This is a genomic window from Achromobacter sp. NCFB-sbj8-Ac1-l (assembly GCF_052695805.1).
Window position 1 is genome coordinate 124,102 of sequence record NZ_CP199812.1, and the last position, 23,771, is coordinate 147,872.

Sequence of the window (23,771 nt, forward strand, 5' to 3'; positions counted from 1 at the left end):
GCCTGCCCTCAAGCCGCCTCGGTCCGTATCCAGGCGCCGATGCGCGCGGCGATGTCGTCGCTGTTGTCGTCCATCATGGGCATGTGCGAATTACCCGCGATGCCCATGTCGGCCAGGCGCCACGTGGCGACCTTCGCGCCGTGCGCCGCCAACTGCGCCGCATAGGCCTGCCCTGCCTGGCACAGGCGGGTCCAGAGCGGCGTGGCGTCCAGGTAGTCGCCATACACGAACAGGAACGGCTTGCCCGCTACGCTGGCGGGCGCCACGGCTTCCGAGAAGCCCGACGGCTCGATGCCGATCACCCCTTGCACCAGGTCTGGCCGCGCTTGCAGCGCACGGCAGGCGACTTCGCCGCCGTGGCTGTGCGCCAGTACCAGGCACGGTCCGATGCGTTCCAGCGCTGCGCAAAAACCCGCCAGCGCCGCATCGTTGTTGCCCAGCCAGCGCGGCACCGCGTGGCGGATGAAGGCGTCGAAGGCCTGCACCGGAAAGCGCTGGCCGTCAAAGGCACGGCGCCGTGCATAGTCGCTTGCATGGCCAAAGCGGAACAGCGACCAGCTTTCCTCGGCGTTGCGCACGATGGGCGGTTCGGGCCACACCTCTTCGAACGGCGTCCAGCCCGCGCGGCCGCGTTCGACGTTGTCGACCACGTACACGGCATGGCCCTGCCGCAGGAAGTGCTGCACCCAGCCGGGCCGCCCGTCAGGCGTCTGTTCCCACATGGCGCCGGTCATGCCGCCGCCGTGCAGCAGCACCAGCGGTAGCGGGTGCCGCCGCTCGGCGGGAATGAAGTACTGCACGTAGGCCTGTTCGACGTGATACAGGCCGTTGGGGTCGTACGGCAGCGACGCGGTGCGGGTAAAGGCGATCTCGCGCGGCGCGCGCCCGTCGATGCGCACCTGCCGCCCGCCGGCGTAGAAGCTGCCGAAATCGGCCAACGCCAGCGGCGGGGAAAACGTCTGATTTATTTCTTGACCAGCGGGCATTGGCTTTCCGACAGGGGCCAGGCGAGGGTATCGCCGGCAATGGTGCGCACGATGTTGTAGTAGTCCCAGGGCGCCTTGGACTGGGCCGGCGATTTCACCTGCGCCAGCATCATGTCGCGCACGACCAGGCCGTCTTCGCGGATGTGCGCGTTCAGGCTGAAGGCGTCGTCAATGGGCAGCGATTTCATCTTGGCCATCACCGCGTCCGAATTCGTCGTGCCGGCTGCCTGCACGGCGCGCAGGTAATGGCGCACCGAACTGTAGACCCCCGCCTGCAGGAAGGTGGGCGGGCGGCCCAGGCGGGCCTCGAACTTCCTGGTGAAGGCGCGCGTGCCGTCATTCATGTCCCAGTACGAGGGCACCGTCAGGTAGGTCTGCTGCGCGGCTTGCAGGCCCAGGCTGTGCACGTCGGTGATCAGCAGCAGCATCGCCGCCAGCTTCTGGCCGGCGCCGGTGATGCCGAATTCAGCCGCCTGCTTGATCGCCGAAATGGTGTCGCCGCCTGCGTTGGCCACCGCGATGATCTGTGCCTTGGACGCCTGCGCCTGCAACAGGAACGAGGCAAAGTCCGACGCATTGAGTGGATGGAACACGGTGCCCACGACCTCGCCGCCATTGGCTTTCACCACCGCCTCGGTGTCGGCGGCCAGCTGCTTGCCGAAGGCATAGTCGGACGCCAGGATGAACCAGCGCTTGTTGCCTTCGTTGACGACGGCGGTGGCCGTGCCGCGCGACAGCGCATAGGTGGTGTAGGTCCATTGCACGCCGTAGGGCGAGCATTGCGCCTGCGTCAGCGCCGTGGTGCCGGGGCTGGAAAACAGCACCAGCTTTTTCTTGTCGCGCGCGATGCCCTGCACCGCCAGCGCCACCGACGAATTGGGCACGTCCACCACCACGTCCACGCCGTCGGTGTCGTACCACTTGCGCACCATGCCGCTGCCGATGTCGGGCCGGTGCTGGTGGTCGCCGGACACCAGCGATACCGGCTTGCCGAGCACGCTGCCGCCCAGTTCTTCGATGGCCAGGCGGGCCGCCTCGACGGACCCGCGGCCGGTGGCGTCGGCAGTGACGCCGGCCATGTCGGTCAGGACGCCGATCTTCACGCCATCGGCGTCATTGGCCAGTGCAGAGGCGCCGGCAAGCGCCAGGCACAGGCCCAGCGCCGTGCGGCGCAGCAATTGCTGTCTCATGTGTCTTCCACCCTTGGATACCGCCGTCGGCGGCGAATTATTGTGGGGGAAGTGTAGCCCGCGGCAAGCGCCGTGGAACGTCGACCGGCCCTAGGGACGACCCCATGAAAAACGCCCCGGCCGGTGCGGTTCGGGGCGTCTTGGCGACTGCGGTTCAGGTGCGGGTCAGTTGCCGCGCGCCTTCGGGATCAGCTGGTTCACTTCCTTCAGGGCGCCTTCGTAGCTGTTGCCCGCCAGCACCGGCGAGGTCATGAACTTGCCGCCCACGGCGAACGAGGGCGTGCCGTCGATGCGGTAGGCCTCGGCCAGCTGGTTGGCGCGTTGCACCTGGGTCTGGACGCTGAACGAATCGAACACCGAATCGAACTTGGCGCGGTCCACGCCTTGCGCGGCGGCCCACTCGCCCATGGCCTTCTTGTCGATCAGGCGCTTGTGTTCGCCGTGGATGGCGGTGAAGACCTTGGCGTGCAGGTCGGGGCGGTCCAGGGCGAGCAGGGTGTAGTACAGCTGTTGCAGGGGCTTCATGCCGGCATTGAAGGCAATGGGCACTTGCTTGAGCACCACGTCGGCCGGGGCGGTCTTGGCCCAGTCTTCGACCATCGGCTCCATGGCGGCGCAATGCGGGCAGGTGTACGCGAAGAATTCCAGCACTTCCACCTTGCCCGGGGTGTCGGACGGCAGCGGCGGATTGATGGCGACGTAGGCCTGGGTGCCTTGGGCGTGGCTGACCGGGCTGAAGAACGCGGTGGCGGTCAGCGCGGCGGCTGCCAGGATGCGGATGAGCTTGGGGGACAGCATGGATGATGTTCCTGAACAAAAAGGTTACAGACAGGGCCGGGCCCGGATAAGTTCAATCAAAAACCATGATCGGCGCGCCGGATTACTGGCGCACCACCGCTGTTTCAATCTTGTTTTCGCCCAACCGGCCGCGAGCGCGGTTCATGTCGTCCAGGCGGGCAAACGGCCCCACGCGGACGCGGTTGATGGCCTTGCCGTTCACTTCGGCCTTTTGCACCGCCACGGGCAAGCCCAGCAGGATGATGCGGGCCTTGAGGGATTCGGCATCGTCCTGGCCGCGGAACGCGCCCGCTTGCAGGTAGTACGAGCCATTGGCCGATGCCGCCGGGGCGGACGACGCGGCCGGCGCCTTGGCCGCGGGTGCCGGCGTGGGCGCCAACTTGGCGATGGGCGTGGGCGGTGCGCTGGCCGCCGGGGGGGGCGCGGCCGCGGGGGCGTTGTTGGATGTCGGCAGCGTGGCGATCAGGGCGCCCAGGTCGTCGGACTTGCCGGCCGGTGCGGTGCCGGCCCCGGGCAGCGGCGCGGGCGCCGTGGCGGTGGGGCCGGTGGGCGGGGTGCCCGCCGCGCCGTCGCGGCCATACAGGCCGGCGTTGGGGTCCGGCGCCTGGCGCGGGTCGGGCAGCTTGCCTGCGTCGCCCTGCCGGCTGGCGCGGTCCACGAAGGGCACGGGCGCCTTGGTGACGTAGAACGCCACGACAGCGGCCACGATCAGCCCGATGAGCAATCCGGCCAGCGCCCCGTACAGGGTGCTGCCGCTTTCGCCTGACCGGCGGGTGGGTTTGCGCTTGGTCGCCATGTACCGATGTTACATCCGCTCGGGGGCGGACACGCCCAGGAGCTCAAGGCCGTTGGCCAGCACCTGGCGCGTGGTCGAGGCCAGGCGCAGGCGCGCCAGCTTCAGCGCGGTGTCGTCGACCAGCACGCGTTCGGCGTTGTACCAGGCGTGGAAGTCGGACGCGCAGTCGCGCAGCCAGAAGGCGATGTGGTGCGGGGCCAGTTCCTGCGCGGCCAGGGCCACGATCTGGGGGAATTCGGCCAGGCGCTGCATCAGCGCGAATTCGGTCGGGGCCGTCAACAGGGACGCATCGGCCGCCGCGACATCTGCCGCCGGCATGCCGGCGTTGTTCACCACCGAGCAGATGCGCGCGTGGGCGTACTGGATGTAATAGACCGGGTTTTCGTCGCTCTTGGACAGGGCCAGGTCGACGTCGAACACGAATTCGGTGTCGGCGCGGCGCTGGATCAGGAAGTAGCGCACGGCATCGCGGCCGACCCAGTCGATCAGGTCGCGCATGGTGACATAGCTGCCCGCGCGCTTGGAGATCTTGACCTCTTGCCCGCCGCGCATGACCTTGACCATCTTGTGCAGCACGTAGGACGGGTAGTCCTTGGGAATGCCCTCTTCCAGTGCCTGCAGGCCAGCGCGCACGCGCGCCACGGTGCCGTGGTGGTCGCTGCCCTGGATGTTCACGGCGCGGTGAAAGCCGCGTTCCCATTTGGCCTTGTGGTAGGCCACGTCCGGCACGAAGTAGGTGTAGCCGCCTTCGCTCTTGCGCATGACGCGGTCTTTGTCGTCGCCCGTGCCCAGCTCGGTGGTGCGCAGCCACAGCGCGCCGCCTTCTTCATAGGTATGGCCGCCGGCGATCAGCGCCTGCACGGTGGCTTCGACGCGGCCGGACGTGTAGAGCGAGCTTTCCAGGTAGTAGTTGTCGAACACCAGGCCGAAGGCTTGCAGGTCCAGGTCTTGTTCGCGGCGCAGGTAGGCCACGGCGAAGACGCGGATGTCGTCCAGGCTGTCGAGGTTGCCGGTGGCGGTGACGGGTTCGCCGTCCGAGGCCTGGATGGTCTTGCCGGCCTGGAAGTCGCGGGCGATGTCGGCGATGTAGTCGCCCTTGTAGCCGTCGGCCGGCCAGTTGGGCGAGTCGGTCGTCAGGCCGCGGCCGCGGGCCTGTACGCTGATCGCCAGGTTCTCGATCTGGTTGCCGGCGTCGTTGTAGTAGAACTCGCGCGTGACGTCCCAGCCGATGGCGTCGTACAGGCGGCACAGGGCGTCGCCCAGCGCGGCCTGGCGGGCATGGCCCACGTGCAGCGGGCCGGTGGGGTTGGCCGACACGAATTCGACCAGGATCTTCTCGCCGGCCCGGGGGGCGCGGCCAAAGGCGGCGCCCTGCTCGGCCACGGCGGCGATGACGGCCTGGCGGGCGGCGGCGGTGACGCGCAGGTTGATGAAGCCGGGGCCGGCGATTTCAGCGCTTTCGACCAGGTCGCGGGCGCCGGGCTGGGCCAGCAGCGCCTCGACGATGGCCTGGGCCAGCTCGCGCGGGTTGCGCTTGGCCGGCTTGGCCAGCTGCATGGCCACGTTGGTGGCAACGTCGCCGTGGGCGGCGACCTTGGGGCGCTCCAGCAGCACGGTGGCCTGGGCGTCGGGCAGGCTTTGCGCAACGGCGGCCTGGATCAGGGAAATAAGCTGTTTTTGTTGCTCGGGGAGCATGGGCGTCTGGAGAAGTTCTGGGTGGGTGACGAAGGCGGCGACGGGTCGCGGCCGGGCCGGCGGCCCGCGCGAACACCCCGGCGGAGCCTGGGGGCGGGAATCGGTGCGGCCGGCGGGGCGCATCCGCGTACGGGCGCCGGATTCTCGGTCGCTGCGGTTCCTGCCGTCACGGGAATCTCCTGAATCATAGCTTGATTTGGCGGCCACCACCGGCGGCTGGGCCTGTCCAAGACGGCCTGGCGCGCCAGGTCAGTTGGCATCTCCGGGACGTTGCGGTAGTGTAGAGAAGGCATTCTATGTAGGAGACGGGAATATGCTGATTACATTTCATTCCAAAGTCGTGGCAGAAGTCCTGATGCTTACTGACCATGCTGGCGCCCTGCTGCACGCGGCGGGCAAATCTTTCGGCGACAAGATCCCCGAACGCGGCGTGTTCACCGTCGACCAGCTCGGCCCGGCCATCCAGGGCATCGAGCGGGCCATCGACGAATCGCTGGGCCAGGGCCACCCCGCCGACGAAGAAGACGAAGACCAGGCCCCGGTGCCCCCCATGGCGCGCGCGGTCGGCCTGAAAGAGCGGGCGTTCCCCTTGCTGGACATGATGCGCCAGTCGCAGGCCGCCGGCGCCGAAGTCACCTGGGAAGTGTCCCGCGGCTGGTAGGCAATGTCGCCGGACGGACAATCTGTCCGGCGCTTTTTGCCTATCTTCGTGTTGCCGTCTCTTTGCGGCTGACGCCATTTCAAGGAATCCCTGCCATGCGCAGCGACATCACGATTGTTTTCGACCCCCGGCGCTCGCTGGACCTCTCGGCCAACGTCGAACCCAGCCCGCAGCGCCAGAACCAGGCCCGCGACTGGTTCGACGGCGCCTGGGAAACCCTGGGCTGCGAACCCCTGCGTCCCAGCGGCAAGGTGCTGCTGCTGGACAAGGTGCTGGGCGTGGCCGACGCGCTGGGCTACGACACCCTGTCCACCGACGAAAAAGAAGCGCGCGAATTCGCCGAGAACCTGGCGCTGGCGCTGGAGCGTCCCCGCATCACCGTGGATCTGCCCGGCCTGACGGTCGGCTACTGACCTGACGGGGCGGCATTCGCCCGCCCGCTGTCGACGCCGGATCCGGCCAGCGATCCGGCCCTTCCCGACGCTTTTCGCCGCCTGCCGCGGCCTGCCCCCGCACGGAACCAATCCGCGCCTGCCGTTACTCACGGGCAAGGATGGCTGCGCCATCCCTTGATTTCCTTCTTGCGGAACCCGTGACATGAGCCAGGATCGCTATCTCGCCCTGTTGCGCGCCCATGCGCGCCGCCGCCCCGACCACGCCGATGTGGTGCAGGCGCAGGCGGTCGTCATCGACGGGCGCCGCATCAGCTTGTGGTTCGAGCTCGCCGGGCCTGACGCCGACCCGGACGATGGCCAGTTGCTGTGCCGCACCGACGTGGCGCGTTTTCCGGGTGGGCCGTCGAACGCGGTCTGCCGGCTGCTGCTGCAGGCCAACAATCTCTGGGCCGGCACCCACGGCGCCACCCTGGGCCTGCGCGGGCCGGACACCGTCATGCTCAGCGCCGCGCGGCGGATCGGTTCATTGACGCCGCCCACGCTGGACGCCCTGCTGGCGAGCCTGCACGTCGACGCGCTGACCTGGGCGGCGCAACTGACACGCCCGACGGCTCGCGCGAGCGCCGACGCGGGCCTGTTGCATCTGCGCGCCTGACCCTGCCGGAGCCCCCGTCCATGTCCGAAGAACGCTATCACGCAGCCCTGGCCGACCTTGCCCATCACATCGGTGTGGACGGCCAGGCGCTGGCCGCCCACCAGGAATTGGTCATCGACGGCACCGCCATCGCGCTGGCCTGCGTCAACGACGGGCTGGGCGGCGCCATCGAAGGCGCTTGCCGCGTCGGCGCGCAGCCCTTGCCGGCCGACCCGCCCGCGGGCCTGCTGCCCATGCTGTTGCAGGCCAATACCTTGGGTCCGGCCACCCGCGGCGGCACGCTTGGCCTGCAGCAATCCGGCCACCTGGTGTTGGCCCGGCGGCTGCCGCTGGACACCGCACCCGAGGGCCTGGCCCGCGCCTGGCGCGATCTTGCCGACGCCTCGGTCCAATGGGCCGCCGCCATCGACCAAGGGTTGGGCGACGACGCCGGCCCCCGCTGAACCCGCTACGCGACAGGAACGAACCATGTCCCGCTATCAGACGCTGCTTGAAGACTATGCCCGCCTTGTCGGCCTGTCACCGGTCGAGGAGTGGGTGGCCAATCAGGAATTGGTCATCGCCGACATCGTCGTCGGCCTGTCGGCCGAAGGCGACGCCGACGCGGGCGACATCGCCTTCTTCGCCACCCTGGGCCGGCCGGCGCCGCAGGTCGCCCGCGACCAGCTGTTGCAGCTGATGCTGGAAGCCAACGCCTTGTGGGTCGGCACCGGCGGCTGCACCCTCGGCCTGCAACCGGGCACCGGCGCCGTGCTGTTGTGCGCCCGCGCCCCGCTGGCCCTGTGCGATGCCCGGGCGCTGGCCGCCGCGCTGGATGCCTTCGCCGATGTCGCGTTGCTGTGGCGCGATGTCGTGCAGGGCCGGGTCACGCCGCAACTGCCGCAATTGGCCGCCTGACCGGGAGCGCCGCCATGTTCATCAATCCCAATGCGGGCCGCGTGGTGGGCGGTGACGTTCCGTCGCCGCAGGACACGCCCGGCAGCACGACGTCGCGGACCGGATCGTCGCCGCAACCTGGCCAGGGCGGGCTGCAAGGCGCGATGGTGTCGGTGGGCGAAGGCGGCACGGCCGCGCTGCGCGATGACGCGGCGCAGAGCCGCGGCTGGTTCGGCGGCGTGTTGTCCGCCTTCTGGCAGGCCGCCGAGGACTTCACCGCCGCGATGCACGGCGACCCGTTCGACGACGATGCCGAGGTCCGTTCCGACAGCGATGTCCAGGACGAGGTGCGCACCGAGGTCGATGAGGACGACACGCTGACCGAGGTGGATGACGACGACGAAGAAGAATTCTTCGAGTGCGACGACGATGGCGTCGCCGCGTACAACGCCCGCCAGCAGGAACGCCAGGCGATGTCCGGCGAGCCGACGGGTCAGTCCCAGGCGTCGGCCCTGGACGAGGTGCCGATCCTGCCGCTGTCCGCCCTGCTGGGCGATAGCGACGAGGTGCAGGGGGTACGCATCGAGGCCGATACGCCACCCGCGCGCGAGTCGGTGCAGCAGCAGACGCAGCAGCAACAGGAAGGCATCATGGGCCGCCTGCTGCGATACGGCGGCAATGCGCTGGGGGCGGTGACGTCCACGGTGACCAGCACGGCCTCGAGCGTGGCGCGCACGGTCGGCGGCTATCTGCCGGGCGGTGGCACGTCGGTGACCGAAAGCGCCAGCCTCGCCGCCACCACGCCGGTATCCGAGCGCAATCTGGCGCGCGCGGGTGAAGTCGCGGGCAAGATCGACGAGCAGATGGCCAAGCTCAACGAGCATCTGCGCCTTATGGGCGGCGGCGGCGATGCGCTGCGCGTGCCCGACGGCGAACGGCTCAACGCACCCACCCTGTCGACCTGGGACACGCTGTCGCGCTGGAATCACCAGGCGCGCGGCGCCTTGTCCGCGGGGCTGACCACGCTGGGGTGGACCACCGCCGCGGTGGCCATCCCCACCGCGACCAGCGTCATCACCACGCCGATGGCCCTGTCGCCGACTTCCATCGGCATCAACGCCACCGCCATGCTCGGGGGCGCCTATCTAGGTCTGACCGCGCTGCGCGACTTTCCCGAGCTGGCCAGCAACCGGGCGGCGCTCAGCCTGGTGGAGAGCACGCTGCAATCGCTGCAACCGCAGTTCAAGGAACTGGACAACCTGATCGCCCAGGAAGCATCGCGCCAGACCGCCACCGACCGCACGATGCTCGTGTCGCTGGAACGCGCCCCGCGCCTGGACGCGCTGCAACGCGAATTGGCGCAGGTGGGCGAAGCGCTCAAGACCGCGCCGTCGACGCCCGCCCAAGGCATCGAGCCGCGCCACCCCGTGGCCCTGAGTGATGGCCAGGCACGCACGCAGACACTCAGCCTGGCGGCGCGTGCCAAGTCGGCGTTCCAGTCGTTCTTCGGCTCGATCGCGCGCGGCCTGTCCAGCGCCGGGCGCTTCCTGGCCGACCTGCCCAACGTGCCGGGCCGCCTGCTCGAACGCCGTGCGGCGGGCAAGAGCGAACTGGCCTATACCCAGGGCGCCGGCCGCAGTGCGCTCGGCATCCTGTCTGCGCCGCGTGACGGCGGCATCGTGCAGGGGGGCGTCGACGTGCGGGTGATGCAGCGCGCCGCCGATGCGGGGGGCGCCAGCCTGGCCCTGACCGACGTGCGTCGCCAATTGCATATCGGCGAAAACCTGACGCACGCCCTGCGCGCCAGCGACAAACCCGCCTTCGGCGCGATCGCGGTGGGCGAAGGGACGCAGCAGGTCGCGGCCACGGCCAACCTGACCACGGCGCGCGCCATGGCCTGGTACTTTGCCGCCGCCGCGGACGCGCAGGAAAGCGGCAGCACCCAGCCGCCCGCCGTCACGCGCAACGCGGACGGCAGCCTGTCGGTGGCCGACCCCGACCGCAAGCTGTACAGCTTCCTGATGCATGCGCCGTCGGTGCACACCGGCGCCATGGCGGGCGAAGACGGCACGCGGGAACCGGGCCGGTTGACGCTGGACGACCATCGCCGCGGCTTTCCGGACGGTGCGCGCGGCATGCAGTTCGAAACCGCGTTGAATGACGACGGAGGTACCGAGCTGCGCATCCGCTTCGTGGCCGAGCGTGCGCAACCGGTGTTCACGCCGTTGGCCAACGAGCACGACGTGTTGCTGTCGATGTACCAGGCGCTGCACGGCCCGGCGCAAACGGCCGAGCGGCAGGCGGACTTCTCGGGATGGTCGCGCGAGCGGCTGGAGGCGCATCAGTCGTCGCTGATCGCTGCCTTGCAGCGCGAGACGACCCTGATGGCGGGCGACCAGCAGCAGATCCGCGAGCTGCGCGATTGGCAGAACCCGGCTTTCCTGGCGGGCAGGGCCTAGCGCTCGCGGGGGCGGGACGTCAGTCCCGCCCCGTGCCCGTCAGCGGATACCTGCCCGCATGAACGACTGCACGAACTGGCGCTGGAACAGCAGGAAGGCGATCAGCAAGGGCGCCGCCGACATCAGCGTGGCGGCGGTGATCACCGACCAGTCGATGCCCTGGTCGGTCGACGAGAACACCTGCAGTCCGACCGTCAGCGGCCGCGATTCGACCGAGTTGGTGATGATCAACGGCCACAGGAAGTTGTTCCAGTGGTGGCTGACCGACACCAGGCCATAGGCCACGTAGATCGGCTTGGCCAGCGGCACGTACACCTTCCACAGGATCTGCAGGGCATTGGCACCTTCCATGCGCGCGGCCTCTTCCAGTTCGCGCGGCACCGTCTTGAACGTCTGGCGCAACAGGAAGATGCCGAAGGCGGATGCGAAGTACGGCAGGCCGATGGCGAACACGGTGTCGCGGATGCCCAACTGGCTCATCGAGCGGTAGTTTTCCACCAGCAGCACGTCCGGCATGATCATCAGCTGCAGCAGCACCAGCATGAAGACGAAGTCGCGGCCACGAAACTCGAAGCGCGCAAAGGCGTAGCCGGCCAGCGTCGACAGCACCAATTGCGCGGCCAGCACCATCGTCACCAGCAGGAAGGTGTTGGCGAAATAGCGCGGAAACGGCGCTGCCTGCCAGGCCCGCGCGAAGTTATCCAGCGTCAGCGGGGCGAACAGATCAAAGCGTGTGGCGTAGGCCGGCGGATGGAACGCCGCCCACATGGCATAGGCCAGCGGCAGAATCCACAACAGGCCCAGCGCCCAGGCGCCCAGGGTATCGAGCTTGTCTTTCATTGATAGTGCGTCCTGCGGTCCAGCCAGCGGAACTTGATCAGCGCGGTCAGCGCCAGCACCACCAGCAGCACGACGGTCAGCGTCGCGGCGTAGGCGGTATCCCAGAAGCTGAAGCCCACCTGGTAGATGTAATACAGCAGCAGCGTGCTGGCGTTGTCGGGTCCGCCGCGGGTCATCACCACCACGTGGTCGACCAGCCGGAAGGCATTGATCAGCGCGTTGATCAGCACGAACAGCGTGGTGGGCATCAACAGCGGCCAGAGCACGCGCCGGAAATACTGCCAGCGCGACGCCCCTTCCAGCATGGCGGCTTCACGCAGCGACGGCGATACCGTCTGCAAGGCGGCCAGGTAGAAGATCATGAAAAAGCCCGATTCCTTCCACACGGTCACCAGCATCAGCGCGGGCAGCGCGGTTTCGCGGTTGCCCAGCCAGTTGGGGCCGGGCGAGCCGAACAGCTGCATCACTTGCGCGATCAGCCCGTACTGCGGCGTGTAGAAGAACAGCCAGATGTTGGCCACCGCCACCATGGGCAGCACGGTCGGCGTGAAATACGCCATCCGCAGAAAGCCGCGGCCGCGCAGGTTGCGGTTCACCCACAGCGCCATGACCAGCGCAATGCCGATCGAGGTCGGAATGGTGCCCAGCGCAAACCACAGGTTGTTCCACAGCGACTGCCAGAATACCGGGTCGTCGCGCATGACCGCGTAGTTGTCCAGCCCGACGAAGCGGGCCGGGCGCGCGCCCTTGGGGGTTGAATAGAAGCTGTGCCAAAGCGTCGCCAGCGCCGGGTAATGCGTGAACGCGGCGAGCAGCACGATGGCTGGCAGCAACAGCAGCCAGCCATAAAGCGCATTCAAAGAGCGGCTCATCGTGCTTGGCGGTCTACTTGTAGGAACGCAGGATGCGGTCGGCTTCGCGCTGGGCGTCCGTCAGCGCCTGCTGGGGCGTCTTGGAACCCGTCAGCGCCGCTTGCAGGGCGTCGTTCAGGGTCTTGGTGACGCGCTGGTTCTCGTGGGTCGAGAATTCGGCCACGCTGACCTGCAACTGGTCGCGCGCCACGGCGGCGGCCGGCACTTCCTGCGCATACTTCTTCATCTTCTCGGTCTGCCAGGCGGCCGGCGTCACGGCGACGTAGCCGGTGGCGATGCTCCAGTCAGCCGCGCGTTCCGGCGTGGTGGCCCACTGCGCGAACTTCAGCGCGGCCTGCTGCTGCTCGGGCGTGCCGCTCTTGAAGATGTAGAAGTTGCCGCCGCCGGTCGGGCTGCCGCCGCGTTTTTGCTGCGGCATCATCGCCACGCCGAACGGGAAGTCGGCGTTCTTGCGGATGTTGGTCAGGTTGCCGGTGGTGGTCCAGATGATGGCGGCCTTCTTTTCCAGGAAGTCCTTGGGCGTGGTGCCCCAGTCGATCGTGCCGGTGGGCATGACCTTGTGCTTGGCCGACAGGTCACGCCAGTACTGGGCGGCTTCCACCACGGCCGGCTTGTCCAGGTAGACCTCGTTGCCGGCTTCGTTCATGAGGATCGCGCCGTTGGGCGTGGTCAGGGCCTGGAACAGCCAGTAGGCGAACGCGCCGCCCGACGGAATCTCGATGCCCCACTGCGTGGTGTTGCCGGAAGCGTCTTGCTTGGTCAGTTTCTTGCCGTATTCGACCAGTTCGGCCCAGGTGGCGGGCGCGCGCTCCGGGTCCAGGCCGGCGGCCTTGAACAGGTCCTTGTTGTAGTACATCACGATGGTCGAACGCTGGAACGGAATGCCCCAGGTGTGTCCGCCCGTGCGGCTGTTCTGCATGAAGGCGTCATAGAAGCCGCCCAGCCACTGCTTGTCGGCGTCGCTCTTGGCCAGCGAATCCACCGGCACGATCGCGTCTTCGTCGATCAGCGTGAACATGTCGGTCGACAGCAGCACGGCCAGTTGCGGCGGGGTGCCGCCCTTCAGGGCGGTCAGGGCCTTGGCGATCGAGTCCTGGTAAGAACCCGCGTAGATCGGCTTGATCCTGATGTTGGGGTTTTCTTTCTGGAAGTCCGCCACCATGTCGTCGACGATCTTGGTGATGGGGCCGCCCACGGCGACCGGGTAATAGAACTCCACTTCGACGGGCTTTTGCTGTGCCTGCACGGGCAGCGACAGGCAGGCCGCGGCAAGGCTGGCGGCCAGGGTCTTCAGTACGATGCGTCGCATGATTGCGTTTCCTTTCCTGTGGATTGGGCGTCTTTCAGCGCCCGACGGTGTTGATGACCGCCGAATCGGCGGCAAAGAAATGCTGTTGCTCGACCGGCCACGACAGGCGCAGGGCCTCGCCGGCGCGGGCGCGCAGGTGTCCGCCTACGCGCACCGCCACGCCGCTGGTATCGCCGACCCGGCACACCACGATGGAGTCGGCGCCGAAGTATTCGACGCTTTCCACGGTGGCGGCGATGCCGTCGTCGTCGATGCGGATGTGTTCGGGCCGCACGCCCAGCTTGGCGGCGCCGGCCGGCGCGCCGGCCACGGCGGGGCCGTGGCTGCCGGCGATCACCGTGGCGCCGTGCAGCGTCGCCAGGCCGATCAGGTTCATGGGCGGTGTGCCGATGAAACGCGCCGCGAATTCGCTGGCGGGGCGGGCGTACAGGCCGTCCGGCGTGTCGTGCTGTTCGATCTGGCCACCGCGCAGCAGCACCACCTGGTCGGCCATGCTCATGGCTTCGGTCTGGTCGTGCGTGACGTACACCATCGTGATGCCCAGGTCTTGCTGCAACGCGCGGATCTCGCGGCGCATTTCATGGCGCAGCTGGGCATCCAGGTTGGAAAGGGGTTCATCCATCAGGCACACCGGCGCTTCGGAAATCACCGCGCGGCCCAGCGCCACGCGCTGTTGCTGCCCGCCCGACAATTGCGACGGCTTGCGGTCCAGCAGGTGGCCCAGGCCCAGCAGCGAGGCCACGCGTTGCAGGCGGCGGTCGAAATCGCGCGCCGGCTCCTTGCGGACCTTCAGGCCGAACAGGATGTTCTCGCGCACCGACAGGTGCGGAAACAGCGCATACGACTGGAACACCATCGAAATGCGGCGCTTGGCCGGCGGCAGCTGCGTCACGTCGCGGTCGCCGATGCGGATGGTGCCCGAGGTGGGCGTGTCCAGGCCGGCGATCATGCGCAAGGTCGTGGACTTGCCGCAACCCGACGGGCCCAACAAAACAGTGAAGCTGCCTGCCGGTACCGTGAAGCTGACGCCGTGGATGGCGGCCGCGTTGCCGTACTGCTTGGTGAGGTTATCCAGAACGATGGATGACATGCTGTCTCGTAGATCTAATTGTTAGATCCGCCCCGTGTCGCGTGCAATGAAATCCTTTTCATTGTGCAGCGCAAACATGACGGACATATGGCATTGTGTTTGTAATCGAGAATCCCGCTTCAGGCGAAGGGATACGGGCCGGGGTATTCCCCAATCACCGCGTGGTGCGTCACCAGGGCATCGTCGTGCCACCAGTGCAGCTGGTAGCCCGGCGGTTCCATGATGTATTGCAAGGTCGGGCGCTCGCCCAGTTCCAGCGCCAGCTGATGCGCGGTGCCCGGACAGGTCGATGCAATGGTGCCGCCGAAACGCCGGAAGATGGTGCGGTGCAGGTGACCGCAGAGCACGCGTTCCACGTTCGGATAACGCGCCACGATCTGTTCCAGTTCAGGCGCACCCGCCAGCAGGCCGATCGCGTCCATGTGCTCGATGCCGGTCTGGAACGGCGGGTGGTGCATCAGCACCAGCGTCGGTCGGCCCGGCTGCTCCGCCAGGCGCGCCGCCAGCCAACCCAGGCGGTCCGCACACAACTCGCCGTGGCTTTTCATGGGCACCACGGTATCCAGCGCCAACAGGCGCAGCGGATAGGTCTCCACGGCATACTGGATGAACGGCCCCTGCCCTTGCAGGTAGCCGTGGTCCGGGAATGCGGCGCGCAGTTCGGCGCGGTCGTCATGATTGCCGGGCAGGAGGAAATACGGAATCTCCAGCGCCTGCAATTCATCGCGCAGCGCCTGGTATTCGTGGGGCTTGCCCAGGTCGGCCAGGTCGCCGGTGATCAGCACGCAATCGGGACGGGGCGTAAGCGCATTGAGCGCGCGCACCGCCGGCCCCAGGAAGGCGGCGGGGTCGATGATGCCGTAGGCCTTGTCGCCTGGCGTGCGCATGTGCAGGTCGGTGATCTGGGCGATAAGCATGGCGGATATCTCTTGCGGGGGGATCTGGAAAAGGAAATCAGCGGCGCACGGGCGCAGCGGTACCGCCGACGACGATGCAGTGCGGCAGGCGGTTCGACTGCGGCGGTTGGCCATGGATCTGCGCCAGCAGGTTCGAACAGGCGGCCTGGCCGATGCCGTCGCTGGGTTGCGCCACGGTGGTCAGCGGCGGCGTCAGCAAGGCGCCGAAACGCATGCCATCAAAGCCGCAGACGGAAATGTCGTTGGGTACCGACAGGCCCAGCGCCACGAGATCCGCGATGACGGCGGTGGCCAGCAGGTCGTTCGAGCAGAACAGCGCCGTGGGCGCCTGCTTGCCGCGCAGCGCGGCCTTCAGGGCCTCGGCGTCGCTGCCCGTGTGGGAATTCATGGCGATGTGCTGGATGGGTTCCAGGCCCAGCTTCTTGGCGCAGGCCCGGGCGCCCATCAGGCGGCGGCGGGCGCGGTCGGAGGCAGTCAGCGGGCCGGTCACGATGGCAATGCGACGATGCCCCAGCGCCGCCAGGTGCGACACCATGTCGATGGCGGCGGCGCGATTGTCGACCGACGCATACGGATGCGCGGCCGACTCGTTGTAGACCAGCACGTAGGGCATGCCGGCGCTGTCCAGGTCGTCCAGCGTGGCGCTGCGCGCGGCATCCGCCACGGTCAGGATCAAGCCGTCGACCTGGTGGTCGATCAGGCCCTGCACCGCGGCCGATTCCACCGCGGGGTCATAGCCGGTGGCGGTCAGCATGACGCTGTAGCCGGATTCGCGGGCGCGCCTTTCGGCCCCTTCGAAGCATTCGGCGAAAACGGGATTGGACAGCGTGGGCAGGATCAGGCCGATGGTGCGCGTGCTGCCCGAACGCAGGCTGCGGCCCACGCGGTTGGGCCGGAAGCCCGCGCGCTTGGCGATGGCGCGGATGTGCGCCAACGTATCGGGATGCACGATCTCCGGCTGATTGAAGGCGCGCGAAACCGTGGCGGGTGACACCCCCGCTTTACGGGCCACTTCGATAATGGAAAAGCGGGGTGATGCGCGCGACACCATGTCTACATTGCTGCCGGTTTGCTGAAAACGTTTTCATCTTACAAGACAATTATGACCTTTGTGTTGCACGCGTTTGCGCTATGCTGGTAACCACGCAACAACAGAAAGCCAAGGCGCGACGCCAGCGGAAATGCCCGGAAAAACGTAGTTTTTCAGTGCTTCTCCCAATTGACGCGACGCGCACAATGGCTGGGTTTGTCACAACCGGCGCGCATCATGTCGCGGCCGATCGGGATAAACCCCAGGTCAAGGGGACCGGGTGCGTAAGTATCAGTACCGCGCATATCGCGCGGCACCGGGATAGAGGAAAGGATCATGTCTACTGCCTTAAACAGACTTGGCGCGCTTGAAGCCGCGCGCAAGCTGCAACGGCGCGAATTGACTGCGGTGCAATTGGTGCGTGCTTGCTTTGCGCGCATCGAGCAACGCGAAAACACCGTCCACGCCTGGACGGCGCTGCAGAAGCAGGCCGCCCTGGACCATGCGGAAGCGCTCGACCGCGGTGCCCTGCGCGGGCCGCTGCACGGCCTGCCGATAGGCGTGAAAGACCTGTTCGATACCGCCGACCTGCCGACCCGCTATGGCTCGCCCATCTACGAGCGGCACAATCCGGGTCTGGACGCCGCTGCCGTCGCCCTGTGCCGGCACGCCGGCGCCGTGGTCATCGGCAAGACGGTCACCACCGAATTCGCCACTTACCAGGCCGGGCCCACGCGCAATCCGCGCAACGAGGCCTACACGCCCGGCGGCTCGTCCAGCGGTTCGGCCGCGGCCGTGGCCGACGACATGGTGCCCTTCGCGCTCGGTTCGCAGACCGCGGGCTCCATCGTTCGTCCCGCATCGTATTGCGGCATCGTCGGCTTCAAGCCCACCTTCGGCGCCATTCCGCGTGCCGGCGTGAAAAGCCTGGCCGAATCGCTCGATACCGTAGGCGGTTTTGCTCGCTCGGTGCCTGACGTCGCCTTGTTTGCATCCGTGCTGATGCGCGATCCGCGCATGTTGGACCTGGCCTACGACGGCAAGCCGCGCGTGGGCATGTACCGCAGCCTGCAGTGGCGTCACGCGCAAGCCGAAACCAAGGAAGCCTTCGCCCAGGCCGCGGCCACGCTGTCGCGCGCCGGCGCCCAGGTCGAAGAAGTGCCGCTGCCGCCCGAAGACTGCATGCTGGTACAGCTGCATTCGGACATCATGGCATTCGAGGCCTCGCAGTCGCTTGCCTACGAGCGGCTGGAACACGCCGCGCAGCTCAGCGCCAAGATCCAGGCGATTCTCGAGGCGGGCTCGCAGATCACCGCCGAAGAACACATCAAGAACCTGGCGCGGGCCGCGGACGCGCAGGCCCGGGTCGACCGCTGGTTCGACAAGTACGACATCCTGCTCGCGCCCAGCGCCAGTGGCGAGGCGCCCTTCGCCGATCTGGGCACGGGCGATCCGCAGTTTTCCCGGGCCTGGACGCTGTTCGGCCTGCCGAGCCTGAACCTGCCCTTCGCCACCGGCCCGCAGGGGTTGCCCGTGGGTCTGCAGCTGATCGGCCCCCGCTACGACGACCATCGCACCTTGGCCATCGCCGCCTGGGTGCATGAACGCCTGCTGGCCGCGCGTGAACCCGATATCGGTGCGTCCGACATGTGGCCGCGCGGCTGATTTCGCGCGGCCCGCGCCTCGCGCAAACAGAAAGCCCGCCGGATACAGGCGGGCTTTTTCTTGTGCAGCACGGCCTCATGGTAAGAGGCCGGCGTTGGGGGGCGACGGCGGTAAGCCCGCCCCCTGCTTCCGGGTTGCGGATCACGCGGCCTCGGCGGCCTCTTGTTCGGTGGTGGCGACGGCGCCCGCGTTGATGTGGCGGTTCACGGCGCTCAGCACGGCCTGGAAGGACGCGGTCACGATGTCGCGGTCGATGCCTACGCCAAAGCCCGTGCTGGATTCACCGACGCGCAGTTCCACGTAGGATGCGGCGCGGGTGTCGGTACCGGTGCCGATGGCGTGCTCGTGGTAGTCCATGATGCGCACCGGCACGTCCAGCGCGGCCACGAAGGCCGAGATCGCGCCGTCGCCCTTGCCCGTCACGATGCGGCGTTCGCCGTTGTATTCGAGTTCGGCTTCGATGCTGAAGTGCTGGCCTTCGCCGGCCGACGGATTGCCGTCGATGCGGTGGCGGATCAGCTTCCACGGCGCCTTCTGTTCAAGGTATTCGCGATTGAAGATCGTGTGCACGTCGTCGGCCGTGACTTCACGGCCCGTTTCGTCGGTGACGCGCTGGATGGCGCGGCTGAATTCGATCTGCAGGCGGCGCGGCAACACCAGGCCGTGTTCCTGTTCGAGCAGGTACGACACGCCGCCCTTGCCCGACTGGCTGTTCACGCGGATCACGGCGTCGTAGCTGCGGCCGAGATCGGCCGGGTCGATCGGCAAGTACGGCACTTCCCAGACGGCGTCGGGCTGCTGCAAGGCAAAGCCCTTCTTGATCGCGTCCTGGTGCGAACCGGAGAAGGCCGTGAAGACCAGGTCGCCCGCATACGGATGGCGCGGGTGCACGGGCAACTGGTTGCAGTACTCGGCGCAGCGGCGCACTTCGTCGATGTCCGAGAAGTCCAGGCCGGGATGCACGCCTTGCGTGTAAAGGTTCAAGGCCAACGTGACCAGGTCGACGTTGCCGGTGCGCTCGCCGCTGCCGAACAGGCAGCCTTCGATGCGATCGGCGCCGGCCATGACAGCGAATTCGGCGGCGGCCACGGCCGTGCCGCGGTCATTGTGCGGGTGCACGCTGAGCACGATGCTGTCGCGGCGCGCCAGGTTCTTGTGCATCCACTCGATCTGGTCGGCGTACAGGTTGGGGCTGGTGGCTTCGATGGTGGCGGGCAGGTTCAACACCATCTTGCTTTGCGGCGTCGGCTGCCATACATCGGCCACGGCGTTGGAGACTTCCAGCGCGAATTCGGGTTCGGTGGTGCTGAAGACTTCGGGCGAATACTCGTAGCGCCATTGCGTTTCGGGGCGCTGCGCCACGTATTGCTTGATCAAGCGCGTGCCGGTGGTGGCGATGTTCTTGATCTCGTCCTTGGTCATGTTGAAGACGACCTTGCGGAAGGCCGGCGCGCAGGCGTTGTACATGTGCACGATGGCTTGCTTGGCGCCCGCGGCCGCTTCAACGGTGCGGCTGATCAGGTCTTCGCGCGACTGGGTCAGCACGATGATGGTCACGTCGTCGGGAATGCGCTTTTCTTCAATGAGCTTGCGCACGAAATCGAAGTCGGTCTGCGAGGCCGACGGGAAACCCACTTCGATTTCCTTGAAGCCGATCTTGACCAGTTGTTCGAAGAAGCGGAGCTTGCGCTCGACGCTCATGGGTTCGATCAAGGCCTGGTTGCCGTCGCGCAAGTCGGTGCTCATCCAGATCGGCGGCTGCGTGATGCGGCGGCTGGGCCACGTGCGTTCGGAAAAGTCGCGGGCAAACGGCGCGAAGGGGACGTATTTGGTGGCGGGGTTGGCAAGCATCATCACTACACCTCGATCAGTTCTTTCGGTTGGGTGCTGAATCCGGATGGCATGCGGCCGATAGGCGCTCTGATGCCAAGGGGTTCGCCGAGTCTGGCGAGGGGATTCAGTTTTGAAAAAGGGAAATCGCGTGTGGCAAGCGTGGCTGCCGAGCTACCACGGGGACACTAGGCCCGGCAACCGATCGGTAGGTATAGCGATAGCGCGATGGACGAGATCGAAGCGCGCAGGCCGGCAACCGGAGCGGCAAAGCGTCCGGTGGCAATCGCGAGGGGGGTGCGGTAAGCGGCCATAGGTTGCTAGTCAAACATACTTTTCGGGCAAGCGCAAATGAAAGCGCGAAAAAAAGCCGGGGACAGATGCGTCCCCGGCGGGCGTCATTGCGTCTGCATGTGGCCGTTTTTCACGACCTTGCCCAGGCGTTCGCGTTCGTTGGCGGCGAAGTCAACGAAGCTGGCGCGCGAGCCGCCGCCCGGCTCGATGCTGCTCTGGCGCAGCGCGTCCTGCACTTCCTTGGTCTGCAGCGACTTCTCGACGGCGGCGTTCATCTTGTCCAGCACGTCGGCGGGCGTGCCGGCCGGCGCGTACAGGCCGGCCCAGTGGCCGATGCGGATTGCGGGGAACCCCAGTTCGGCGGTGGTGGGGATGTCCGGCGCGCTGGCCATGCGCTTGTCCCAGGTGGTGGCCAGCGCCTTGAGTTTGCCGGCCTGGATCAGCGGCAGCGTGACGATGCTGGCTTCCGAGGTCGCGTCGACCTGGTTGCCGATCACCGCGGTCACGCCTTCCGAGCCGCTCTTGTAGGCGATGGGTTCGACCGGCAGGCCGGTGGCTTCCTTGACCATCTCGGCCACGAAATGCGGCGTGCTGCCGTTGCCGGCGGTCGAGAACGTGATACGGTCCGTCTTGGCTTTCTTGGCGCGCTCGACGAAGTCCTTCAGGTCTTTCGCGGGGTTGGACGGGTTGGCCACGATTACCGACGGGGTCACCGTCAACAGCGCGACCGGGGTCAGTTCTTCGTCTTTGTAGGGCTGGTCCGACCGGATCAGGCTGTTGGTCACCGTGCCGTTGCTGCCCACCAGGTAGGTGTAGCCGTCGGCCGCGCTGCGCGCGACGTGCGCGGCGCCGACCACGCCACCGGCGCCGGGACGATTTTCCACGATGACGGGCTGGTTCAGGGTCGAGCCCACCGCCTTGGCGATGATGCGGGCGACCAGGTCGTTGGCGCCGCCGGCGCTGAAGGGCGCGACGAACGTGATGGGTTTGTCGGGCCAGGCGGCGGATGCCGGGGCGGCGACGAAAGCGGCCGAGCAGGCCAGCAGCAAGCCGGCGGCATACCGGACAGGGGTGCGGAACATGAAAAACAACTCCAGGGGGCCGGCCGCGCATCCGGCGTGTCTCGTCAGCCGGGTGGTTTTATTGGATGGGTGCGCGGCCCGCGGTTGCGCGAGCCTGGAGGGCCAGTATAGGGGAGCCCGGCTGGCAGGGCACTGAAACAATCAGGCCGCCTCGCGGCGGCCTGGATGCAGGAAAATTGTCCGGGAAAGATGGCTTAGCGGGCCGGGCCGCCGATGCGCGGTTCGATGTAGCGATCGCGTTCGCCGCGGGGTTCGGCGCGGGTGTCGCGGCGGTCGTCGCGGGGCGGCTTGGCGGCGGCGCCTTCCAGGATGTCGGCCTGTTCGGCCACCATGGCGATCTTGCCGATGCGGTTGTGGCGGATTTCCGACAGCGAGCGTTGCAGGTCGCCGACGGTGAACGGCTCTTCGCGGCTACCCCAGGTCCAGCGCAGCACGCCCAGGGATTCTTCGGACAGCTGGGGCGCCAGGTCGGCCAGCACGCCGGTGCTGACCGGCGTGGCACGGCCGGAGGCCAGGCTGGCCGACAGCCAGGCGCGCACGATGAAGAAGACGATCAGGGTCCAGATGCCGGCGACGACCCACCAGAGGTACGGATTGACCTTCTGGACCATGTCCATGGTGGGCTGGCCCAGCGAATGCAGGAATTCGTAGTTGACGCGCTTGCCGAAATCCAGGATCCAGGAGGCGGCGAGATACCAGACGATCACCGCGACGGCGATCACGATCGCACGCACGAGGACTCTGGGAAGCGCCAGTTTGAGCAAGGTCTGACCGATCAGTCGGCAATCCTGGCGAACGCGTGCGGGCGAAGTCTGATTCATCATGCAAAATATTGTACCTATGACCCGTCCAATTTTAGAACTGCGGCCTGGCCAGCATCTGACGCTGACCCCTCAACTGCAGCAATCCATCCGGTTGCTGCAGCTGTCCACGCTCGATCTCGAGGCGGAAATCTCGCAAGTGCTTGCGGATAATCCGTTGCTGGAACGCGACGACGAACCCTCCTCGGTCGAGACGCAGGCCGAATCCGAGCGCGAATCTTCGGTGCAGGACGACGAGCCGGCCGCCGAACGCGAGACGCCGGTGGATGAAATGCCGGGTTCGGGCGGGGTCTATCCCGATGATGATTCCAGCCTGCCCGAGGCCGCCCGCCCCGACACGCTGCGCGAACACCTGCTGGGCCAACTGGTCCTGACGCGCGCGGCGCCACGCGACGCCACGCTGGCGGCGCTGCTGATCGACGAGCTGGACGAAAACGGCTACCTGGGCTCGCCCCTGGAAGAGATCCTGGGTTGGCTGCCGGCCGATGCCGAGCCCGATCTGGACGAACTGCGCGCCGCGCTATCGCTGTTGCAGTCGTTCGACCCCATCGGCATCGGCGCACGCGACATGTCGGAGTGTCTGCTGTTGCAATTGCGCAACCCGGATCTGTCGCGGCTGCCCGAGGCGGCCGACCCCAAGGTGCTGGGCTGCGCCCGGCTCGTCTGCAGCCAGCATCTGGCGCTGCTGGCCACCGGCAACAACGCCCGCCTGTGTGCGGCCGTGGGCTGTGACGAGGCCACGCTGCGCGCGGCCCACAGCCTGATCCTGCGTCTTGAGCCCCGTCCCGGCCGTGCCTGGACGGTGCCGGCGGCCGACTACGCCGTGCCCGACGTCATCGTGCGCAAGACGCGTCGCGGCTGGCAGGTGACGCTGAACAGCGCCGCCGTGCCGCGGCTGCAGATCAACGGGCTGTATGCGCAAATGTTGAGCAACCAGAAGGAATCCGCCCACGCCGGCCTGCAATCCCAGTTGCAGCAGGCCAAGTGGATGATCCGCAACGTCGAGCAGCGCTTTGACACCATCCTGCGGGTGGCCCAGGCCATCGTCGATCGCCAGACGGCCTTCTTCAGCCAAGGCCCGGCGGCCATGCGGCCGCTCATCCTGAAGGACATCGCGGGCGAGCTTGGCCTGCACGAATCCACCATTTCACGCGCCACAACGCAGAAGTACATGCTCACTCCGTTTGGCACGCTGGAACTCAAGCGCTTCTTTGGTGCGGGGGTGTCCACGGACGGCGGCGATGCCACCTCGGCCACGGCCGTGCAGACCTTCATCCGCCAGATGGTGGCCGAAGAGAACCGGGCCAAGCCCCTGTCCGACAGCCAGATCATGGAAAAACTGGCTGACCAGGGCATCGTCATTGCCCGCCGGACGGTGGCGAAGTACCGCGAAGCGCTACGCATTGCGCCCGCCGCGCTGCGCAAGGCGCAGGCCTCGGCCCGCTGAAAACAGGGACGGACTTTCTGGAAAACGTCCCTTATTTCAACGGGTTGCGTGACAAATCGGTTG

22 protein-coding genes are annotated in these 23,771 nt (G+C 67.3%); 8 read left to right on the forward strand and 14 right to left on the reverse strand.

Going from position 1 to position 23,771, the window contains the following annotated elements; genetic code table 11:
• Positions 1-8: 8 nt before the first annotated feature.
• From ACUDP5_RS00595 to argS, 5 genes are all read right to left on the reverse strand, one after another.
• Positions 9-986 carry a hypothetical protein gene (locus ACUDP5_RS00595; protein ID WP_445657936.1) on the reverse strand — a complete coding sequence of 326 codons (978 nt, stop codon included), beginning with the start codon at positions 984-986 and terminating at the stop codon, positions 9-11.
• Entirely contained in the window at positions 965-2,176 is a 1,212-nt protein-coding gene (locus ACUDP5_RS00600; protein ID WP_445657937.1) for an ABC transporter substrate-binding protein, read from the reverse strand. Before ACUDP5_RS00600 ends, ACUDP5_RS00595 begins: the two co-directional genes overlap by 22 nt.
• Before the next feature lie 165 nt (positions 2,177-2,341).
• The gene (locus tag ACUDP5_RS00605; RefSeq protein WP_263912764.1) at positions 2,342-2,974 is read right to left on the reverse strand and encodes a thiol:disulfide interchange protein DsbA/DsbL; all 633 of its coding nucleotides are present in this window, start codon (positions 2,972-2,974) and stop codon (positions 2,342-2,344) included.
• Between the two features lie 82 nt (positions 2,975-3,056).
• A complete protein-coding gene (locus ACUDP5_RS00610) occupies positions 3,057-3,770 on the reverse strand; it encodes an SPOR domain-containing protein (RefSeq protein ID WP_445657938.1) in 714 nt (237 codons plus the stop codon).
• A gap of 9 nt (positions 3,771-3,779) precedes the next feature.
• Entirely contained in the window at positions 3,780-5,465 is a 1,686-nt protein-coding gene (gene argS, locus ACUDP5_RS00615; RefSeq protein WP_445657939.1) for an arginine--tRNA ligase, read from the reverse strand.
• Positions 5,466-5,778: 313 nt separating this feature from the next.
• Between argS and ACUDP5_RS00620 the strand changes: the two genes are divergently transcribed.
• The 6 genes from ACUDP5_RS00620 to ACUDP5_RS00645 all read left to right on the forward strand — a co-directional run bounded on the left by ACUDP5_RS00620 (position 5,779) and on the right by ACUDP5_RS00645 (position 10,511).
• Positions 5,779-6,126, forward strand: coding sequence for a DUF1840 domain-containing protein (locus tag ACUDP5_RS00620; RefSeq protein ID WP_263912767.1), 348 nt, complete (start codon positions 5,779-5,781; stop codon positions 6,124-6,126).
• Positions 6,127-6,221: 95 nt separating this feature from the next.
• On the forward strand, positions 6,222-6,539 hold the full coding sequence (locus ACUDP5_RS00625) for a hypothetical protein (protein WP_263912768.1): 318 nt from the start codon (positions 6,222-6,224) through the stop codon (positions 6,537-6,539).
• Positions 6,540-6,723: 184 nt separating this feature from the next.
• The gene (locus ACUDP5_RS00630; protein WP_445657940.1) at positions 6,724-7,176 is read left to right on the forward strand and encodes a type III secretion system chaperone; all 453 of its coding nucleotides are present in this window, start codon (positions 6,724-6,726) and stop codon (positions 7,174-7,176) included.
• Positions 7,177-7,196: 20 nt separating this feature from the next.
• Positions 7,197-7,619 carry a type III secretion system chaperone gene (locus ACUDP5_RS00635; protein WP_263912770.1) on the forward strand — a complete coding sequence of 141 codons (423 nt, stop codon included), beginning with the start codon at positions 7,197-7,199 and terminating at the stop codon, positions 7,617-7,619.
• Positions 7,620-7,644: 25 nt separating this feature from the next.
• Positions 7,645-8,073: a CesT family type III secretion system chaperone gene (locus tag ACUDP5_RS00640; RefSeq protein WP_263912771.1), complete on the forward strand. Its 429-nt coding sequence runs from the start codon at positions 7,645-7,647 to the stop codon at positions 8,071-8,073.
• A 14-nt stretch (positions 8,074-8,087) separates the two neighbouring features.
• On the forward strand, positions 8,088-10,511 hold the full coding sequence (locus tag ACUDP5_RS00645; protein ID WP_445657941.1) for a hypothetical protein: 2,424 nt from the start codon (positions 8,088-8,090) through the stop codon (positions 10,509-10,511).
• Between the two features lie 39 nt (positions 10,512-10,550).
• Here ACUDP5_RS00645 and ACUDP5_RS00650 read toward each other — a convergent pair whose 3' ends face one another.
• From ACUDP5_RS00650 to ACUDP5_RS00675, 6 genes are all read right to left on the reverse strand, one after another.
• On the reverse strand, positions 10,551-11,351 hold the full coding sequence (locus ACUDP5_RS00650) for a carbohydrate ABC transporter permease (RefSeq protein ID WP_025139986.1): 801 nt from the start codon (positions 11,349-11,351) through the stop codon (positions 10,551-10,553).
• Positions 11,348-12,223, reverse strand: a complete 876-nt coding sequence (locus ACUDP5_RS00655; RefSeq protein WP_035359840.1) for a carbohydrate ABC transporter permease — start codon at positions 12,221-12,223, stop codon at positions 11,348-11,350. Before ACUDP5_RS00655 ends, ACUDP5_RS00650 begins: the two co-directional genes overlap by 4 nt.
• Positions 12,224-12,236: 13 nt before the next feature.
• Positions 12,237-13,532: an ABC transporter substrate-binding protein gene (locus ACUDP5_RS00660; protein WP_445657942.1), complete on the reverse strand. Its 1,296-nt coding sequence runs from the start codon at positions 13,530-13,532 to the stop codon at positions 12,237-12,239.
• 34 nt (positions 13,533-13,566) lie between these two features.
• Positions 13,567-14,622 carry an ABC transporter ATP-binding protein gene (locus ACUDP5_RS00665; RefSeq protein ID WP_263912775.1) on the reverse strand — a complete coding sequence of 352 codons (1,056 nt, stop codon included), beginning with the start codon at positions 14,620-14,622 and terminating at the stop codon, positions 13,567-13,569.
• A 119-nt stretch (positions 14,623-14,741) separates the two neighbouring features.
• Positions 14,742-15,539: a phosphodiesterase gene (locus ACUDP5_RS00670; protein WP_445657943.1), complete on the reverse strand. Its 798-nt coding sequence runs from the start codon at positions 15,537-15,539 to the stop codon at positions 14,742-14,744.
• 37 nt (positions 15,540-15,576) lie between these two features.
• Positions 15,577-16,590: a LacI family DNA-binding transcriptional regulator gene (locus ACUDP5_RS00675; RefSeq protein ID WP_263912777.1), complete on the reverse strand. Its 1,014-nt coding sequence runs from the start codon at positions 16,588-16,590 to the stop codon at positions 15,577-15,579.
• 315 nt (positions 16,591-16,905) lie between these two features.
• On the opposite strand from ACUDP5_RS00675, the gene ACUDP5_RS00680 reads away from it, so the two are divergent.
• Positions 16,906-18,234 carry an amidase gene (locus ACUDP5_RS00680; RefSeq protein WP_263912778.1) on the forward strand — a complete coding sequence of 443 codons (1,329 nt, stop codon included), beginning with the start codon at positions 16,906-16,908 and terminating at the stop codon, positions 18,232-18,234.
• A 141-nt stretch (positions 18,235-18,375) separates the two neighbouring features.
• On the opposite strand, the gene leuA is transcribed toward ACUDP5_RS00680, so the two are convergent.
• The 3 genes from leuA to ACUDP5_RS00695 form a co-directional block, all read right to left on the reverse strand.
• Positions 18,376-20,088 carry a 2-isopropylmalate synthase gene (gene leuA, locus ACUDP5_RS00685; RefSeq protein WP_263912779.1) on the reverse strand — a complete coding sequence of 571 codons (1,713 nt, stop codon included), beginning with the start codon at positions 20,086-20,088 and terminating at the stop codon, positions 18,376-18,378.
• A 374-nt stretch (positions 20,089-20,462) separates the two neighbouring features.
• Positions 20,463-21,440, reverse strand: a complete 978-nt coding sequence (locus ACUDP5_RS00690) for a tripartite tricarboxylate transporter substrate binding protein (protein WP_263912780.1) — start codon at positions 21,438-21,440, stop codon at positions 20,463-20,465.
• Between the two features lie 194 nt (positions 21,441-21,634).
• Positions 21,635-22,264 (reverse strand): hypothetical protein, encoded by a 630-nt coding sequence (locus ACUDP5_RS00695; RefSeq protein WP_263912781.1) that lies wholly within the window; start codon positions 22,262-22,264, stop codon positions 21,635-21,637.
• A 16-nt stretch (positions 22,265-22,280) separates the two neighbouring features.
• Here ACUDP5_RS00695 and rpoN point away from each other — a divergent pair, with 16 nt between their 5' ends.
• Positions 22,281-23,708, forward strand: a complete 1,428-nt coding sequence (rpoN, locus tag ACUDP5_RS00700) for an RNA polymerase factor sigma-54 (RefSeq protein ID WP_445657944.1) — start codon at positions 22,281-22,283, stop codon at positions 23,706-23,708.
• Positions 23,709-23,771 lie beyond the last annotated feature (63 nt).